Consider the following 5,493-nt stretch of genomic DNA (forward strand, 5'->3'; position numbering starts at 1 on the left):
CGATCTCGACGCCTGGCTCGTCCACTACAACACCGAACGCCCGCACCTCGGCTACCGCAACATGGGCCGTAGGCCAGTCGAAACCGTCATGTCATTCGTCAGTCAAGAAGCTTAAGTGGACACATGATCCCGCTTCACCGCGCCGGACCTCCTCCGCTCGATCCAAACAGTCCAAATGAACACCAGCATCGGCTAATGTCAGAAGACAAGGGAGACAACGGCCATTAAAGTGAAGACCAACGCAATCAAGCTGGGCACTACCACTGCGGCGCCCAAAGCGATTGCAATAGTCGAGGCTACATCAGTTGCGGCTTGAGCTTTCGACATAATGCCCCCAACATAATTCCGCGCTGCCACACGGCAAGAGGCGGGAAGATAAGGGTTCGGCTCACTCGACCGGCCAAACCACGCTGCAAGCGAATTGCATCTTGTACGCCTAATCGCCGTTCTGCCCACTGGGGCGTTCCAAGATGCGGCTCAGCATCGGATGGATGCGTGATAGTTCGTTGAGATGCGCTGCGGATAGCTGGGCCAGACAATCCTCAGCCCGGGCAGTTAACTGGAGCAGCACCCGTCGCTGGTCTCCGCTGTCTTGTAACCTCACAACGAGGTCTCCTTCAGAAAGGCGATTGACCAGTTCAACAGCGCTGTGGGGCCGAATCCGTAGGCGATCAGCCAGATCGCCCACCGCAATGGGATGGCCCCTGCCATACCCCTTGATGACAAGCAGTGCCTGGTGCTGCCGTGCTGTCAGACCGACGCTCTTCGCCTCGGCCTCGCTGAACTCCAGAAAGCGACGGATCAGATAGCGGAACTCGGCCAGTGCCGAGTAGTCGGCTTGAGTGAGGTTCGGCTGCGGCATTTTTATCGGTCTCGCTTTCTAAGAAGCAGGCACAGTCATGTGCCGACTCTTGCATTTATATCGTATGGCGATATGAACCGCTCCGTGCACGGCGTGCATTTGGATCTTTCTGCCAACGCAACTGTAAAAAGCACTCCTTCATGACCAAAAATGCCGCTCGTCCGCGTCTCGGCGACTTCACGACCCAGCCCCGTGTCGTGGTCATCGCAGCCATTGCAGTTCTTGTCGCAACGGCAGGTGTGGGCGCCGGAATTATCTTGCTCCAGCTGATACGGCTGGCGACGAATGTCGCCTATTTCGGGCGATTCAGCTTTGCTGAACTCAAGCTTGCAGATAGTCCTCTGGGTTTGGCCGTCGTCATCGTCCCTGTCATTGGTGCACTAATCGTGGGTTTGATGGCCCGCTACGGCAGTGAGAAAATCCGTGGGCACGGCATTCCGGAAGCTATCGAAGCAATCTTGCTCGGGCGCTCTAGGCTGGATGCGAAAGTGGCGATCCTGAAGCCGCTGTCCTCCGCGATCGCAATCGGTACGGGCGGCCCGTTCGGTGCCGAAGGTCCGATCATCATGACGGGAGGCGCCATCGGATCATTGATCGGCCAAGCGCTGCCGGTGAGCGATAACGAACGGAAGACGCTGCTGGTAGCCGGAGCGGCCGCGGGCATGACCACAGTTTTCGGAACGCCGATAGCGGCGATCATGCTGGCCGTGGAATTGCTGCTGTTCGAGTGGACGCCACGCAGCTTCATCCCGGTAGCCGTAGCAGCCATCGTGGCGGAAGTCGAACGTACGGCTCTGCATATGCCGTCCCCACTGTTTCCGTTTTCTGGCATGATGGACATCGGCTTGATCGGACTGGCGGGGTGGGTCGCCATCGGCATTGCTGCCGGGCTTTTGTCCAGCCTGCTGACGCAACTCGTCTACGCCTGTGAAGACGCCTTCCAGAAACTCCCTATTCATTGGATGTGGTGGCCCGCAATCGGCGGCCTGGTGGTCGGTCTTGGGGGCTTGATCGAGCCCCGCGCCCTGGGCGTGGGGTATGCCAATATCGAGCATATGCTCAGCGGCGAGACCATAGCCTGGTCGGCCTTGATCTTGCTGACAGTGAAGGCCGTTATCTGGGCCGCCGCGCTTGGCTCGGGAACCTCGGGCGGCGTTCTGGCGCCGCTCTTGATCATTGGCGGAGCTATGGGCGCCGTGGTGAGCGGCATCATGCCCGCTGCCAGTCCTGGATTCTGGGCGCTTCTGGCTATGGCTGCGACTATGGGCGGCACTATGCGGGCACCGTTGACCGCGACCTTCTTTGCCGTCGAGTTGACCGGAAACACTCATATCCTCGTGCCTTTGATTACGGCCTGCGCCACAGCCCATGCGGTGACTGTCCTCCTGATGAAGCGGTCAATCCTTACAGAAAAGATTGCGCGGCGCGGGCACCATATTGTCCGGGAGTACCGGATCGATCCGTTCGCGCTTGCTCGAGCTTCTGATGTGATGACCCGAGAGGTCGACACTCTCCCCGCTACCATGACCCTGCAGAAAACGACCACGTTTCTCACGGCGCCCACTACCGTCCATCCCACATTCCCGGTCGTCAATGAGAGCGGGCATGTCCTCGGCATCGTCGATCCCCCCTCCGTCCTACGCTGGCGGCGTGCGGGACAGCATCGGAGCATGATGCTTGCAGATCTGCTTTCCGGACGAAGACCGGTCACGGCTTATCCTGACGAACATCTGGAAAGCCTCGCCGATCGCCTGCTGAGCGCAAACGTGCCTTACCTGCCCGTGATATCTCGGGATGATCAAACGCTGGTCGGCTACATCGGCTGGAAGGACCTGATGCGAGTGCGGCTTAAGCTGCAAGCGGAAGAACGCGACAGGGTCTCCTTCTTCAAATCGCCAGCTAGAAGGCGCCGCGCGCGGCTGGCTTCGGTCGAGCCGGTCCCTACAGATAAGGTTCTATGACAACCGCCTTGCAGCAGCAAAAGGACGCGTTGTATTTGTCAAAGCCGCGATCTCAGCGTTCCGTCTCTTCTTCTGCAAAGATCCCTACCAAACGCCTGCGCGGTTCAGTCTTCGGGGAGAACTGTACATTTACGCGTCAATTTGCTGATGATGTGTGCAAATCAAAGTGCGTTATGATTATTGTTTCAGCTTGAATCGACGGAAGTGATTTACGATGGTCTAGAGGGATCGTCGAGATCTATGTGTTTTAATCTGGCAAAGTGAGCTGATGCCTTGGATCAAGCTGTCGCAAATGCCGTCCTGATCATGGCGATTGGGTTGGGTTTGCCAAGCTTTCTTGTCTTGGTCGAAGGCCAGGCGCCAAGAACGATCATTCCATTTGCAGGTGCCACGATAGGGACAACTGCCGCGTTCGCAGGGATGGGAATGGCGTTCCAGAACTATGGCTTCTTGCAAGCCTTACTGAGCGTCCTGGTGGGCGTGACGATCGGCGTCGCAATGATGTGGCTGATGCCGAGGATGCGGGACATGCCGATTATGCCGATCGTATCCCTCGCCCTTCTCCTGTCGTATCATTCTGCTCTCTAGGGGGACGGCGGGCAACGAACGCCAGCCAGTCTCGAGCGGGAGAGCTGCAATGGATAACGATGCTGAGGCTCATCAAGACGACGAACCGAACGAGTATTCATCGCCTGCCTGTTTCCTCCACGAACTGACTCCTGACATCACAGGCATCGGGCACGCCGCGGAGGGATTAGACGACGGGGTGATCCGCTGGCGGAAAATCGTGCGCCCTCGACTGATCGAGATGCGCGCGGCTATTCGGGCCAATGACCGCAAGCGCATGGACGACGTCATTCGCACAAGGTTGTCGGGTCTCCTCGCGACCATGCAGGGGAGGATCGTCAGCATTTATTGGCCTATGAAGGCGGAGCCCAACCTGATTCCTTGGGTGAAGAATTCGCTTCCGAGCGAGCTCGCATTTGCTCTCCCGGTGGTGATCAAAAAGGGCGCACCGATGGAATTCCGCAGTTGGTCGCCTGGGGAATCTCTCATCAGGGGGGTCTGGAACATCCCTATTCCCGAACACGGCGCTAGCTTGGTGCCGGACATCGTAATCGCACCCGTGGTCGGCTTCGATAAACGTGGCTATCGCTTGGGTTATGGTGGCGGGTACTTCGATCGCACTCTGGCCGTTCTTGCACGCAAGCCATACGTCATCGGCATCGGGTATGCGCAGGCGGCGATAGAGACGATCTATCCACTGAAGCACGATATTCCCATGGACGTGATCGTGACCGAGCAGTCCTGCGTATCCTACGCATCCTCAAGCCGCCTTGCCAGCACCTTGGAGATCGCGGATAGCAAATCGGTCTGAGTGACGAGACCGAGAATCCGCTGATTCTCGTCGACGATCACCACGGCATGTGTTTTGCCGTCAGTCAGTGAATCGATCAACCCGATGGCCGGTGACGTGGGTGCGCTGACGACCGCGTCGGTCATGGCGTTCCCTACGACACCCATGCGTCCGGTCAGTTCTCGAAGGCCCACGATTCCGGCAAGACGCCCGTGGGCGGTGGTGACAGGCAACGTTCTCACACCATGGTCCAGAAGTAGGGTGTAAGCTTCGTCGGCGTCGACCGTTTCACCGACCGAGATCACGTCTCGGGACATGATGTCGGCGCATGAGAAATCATCGTGCTCCCTCAGCAGGGAGCGCAGCTCAATTCTGCGAAGCAGCCTGTCAAGATCCTGCGGGTCGATATCGAATGTCTCTCCCAGATCCGCCAGTGCGCCCTCAATGTCCTCAGCACGAAAACCAACACGCGCCGTCGGCGGCAAGTCAGACGTGCCGTGCGTATTGGTTGGCGCGGCCGCCGGAACATGAGGGTAGGAGTGAGATGAGAACCGATGGAAAAACAGGCCCAAGAGGACCAGAACTGTGGAATTCGCGGCGATCGGGACGAAGGCAAACATATATCCTGCCGCCGCAACCGTCGGGCCACCGATCACCGCTGTCAGGGCGGCCGCTCCTCCCGGTGGGTGCAGGCAGCGCGTCAGGGACATCACGGCGATAGCCAGCGCCACCGCAAGGCCAATCGCGAGCATCGGGTCGTCCACGAAGCGGCCTACCGTGATGCCAACGAGCGCCGAGATCGTATTTCCCCCGATGATCGACCAGGGTTGGGCCAAAGGACTAGCCGGGACCGCGAAGAGGAGGACGGCAGACGCCCCAATTGGTGCCACAATGAACGGCAGGAACGGATCGCTACCGAATGCGGAGGCGCAAACGAAGCCCGTCAGACAGATACCGATCAAAGCTCCCATGCATGCGATGGCACGATCGCGCAGGGTGGCGCCAGCCAGAATGGGGACGAAGAGCCTAAAGGCTTTGCGAGCCAACGGATCATTCCGGAGCGGAGGGGGGATGAGCATTCTGCGCAGGCACATATTAGGAAAAGATCGCCACCGCTATGCCCAACTCAGACATACATCAAGTCTGTAGAGTGAGTTCGAAGGGTGGAACGAACCCGCACTCAGGTCGTGTGTCCACTTAAGCTTCTTGACTGACGAATGACATGACGGTTTCGACTGGCCTACGGCCCATGTTGCGGTAGCCGAGGTGCGGGCGTTCGGTGTTGTAGTGGACGAGCCAGGCGTCGAGATCGG

General features: G+C 58.6%; 5 protein-coding genes and 2 pseudogenes. 4 read left to right on the forward strand and 3 right to left on the reverse strand.

Annotated features, from left to right (window positions below; translation table 11 throughout):
• Positions 1 to 115: pseudogene (locus GTK09_RS26865) on the forward strand (IS481 family transposase); the annotation flags it as partial.
• Positions 116 to 436: 321 nt separating this feature from the next.
• Here the strand turns inward: GTK09_RS26865 and GTK09_RS26870 are convergent.
• A complete protein-coding gene (locus GTK09_RS26870) occupies positions 437 to 862 on the reverse strand; it encodes a MarR family winged helix-turn-helix transcriptional regulator (protein ID WP_163466452.1) in 426 nt (141 codons plus the stop codon).
• A gap of 140 nt (positions 863 to 1,002) precedes the next feature.
• Here GTK09_RS26870 and GTK09_RS26875 point away from each other — a divergent pair, with 140 nt between their 5' ends.
• From GTK09_RS26875 to GTK09_RS26885, 3 genes are all read left to right on the forward strand, one after another.
• Positions 1,003 to 2,823: a chloride channel protein gene (locus GTK09_RS26875; protein ID WP_163466453.1), complete on the forward strand. Its 1,821-nt coding sequence runs from the start codon at positions 1,003 to 1,005 to the stop codon at positions 2,821 to 2,823.
• 273 nt (positions 2,824 to 3,096) lie between these two features.
• The gene (locus tag GTK09_RS26880; RefSeq protein ID WP_163466454.1) at positions 3,097 to 3,411 is read left to right on the forward strand and encodes a hypothetical protein; all 315 of its coding nucleotides are present in this window, start codon (positions 3,097 to 3,099) and stop codon (positions 3,409 to 3,411) included.
• 49 nt (positions 3,412 to 3,460) lie between these two features.
• Positions 3,461 to 4,201: a 5-formyltetrahydrofolate cyclo-ligase gene (locus tag GTK09_RS26885; RefSeq protein WP_163466455.1), complete on the forward strand. Its 741-nt coding sequence runs from the start codon at positions 3,461 to 3,463 to the stop codon at positions 4,199 to 4,201.
• Here the strand turns inward: GTK09_RS26885 and GTK09_RS26890 are convergent.
• Positions 4,141 to 5,259: an HPP family protein gene (locus GTK09_RS26890; protein ID WP_163466456.1), complete on the reverse strand. Its 1,119-nt coding sequence runs from the start codon at positions 5,257 to 5,259 to the stop codon at positions 4,141 to 4,143. The two genes, GTK09_RS26885 and GTK09_RS26890, sit on opposite strands and share 61 nt — an antisense overlap.
• A gap of 118 nt (positions 5,260 to 5,377) precedes the next feature.
• Positions 5,378 to 5,493, reverse strand: a pseudogene (locus tag GTK09_RS26895) (IS481 family transposase); the annotation flags it as partial.

Source organism: Jiella pacifica, from assembly GCF_010500815.1.
Classification (GTDB): domain Bacteria; phylum Pseudomonadota; class Alphaproteobacteria; order Rhizobiales; family Rhizobiaceae; genus Jiella; species Jiella pacifica.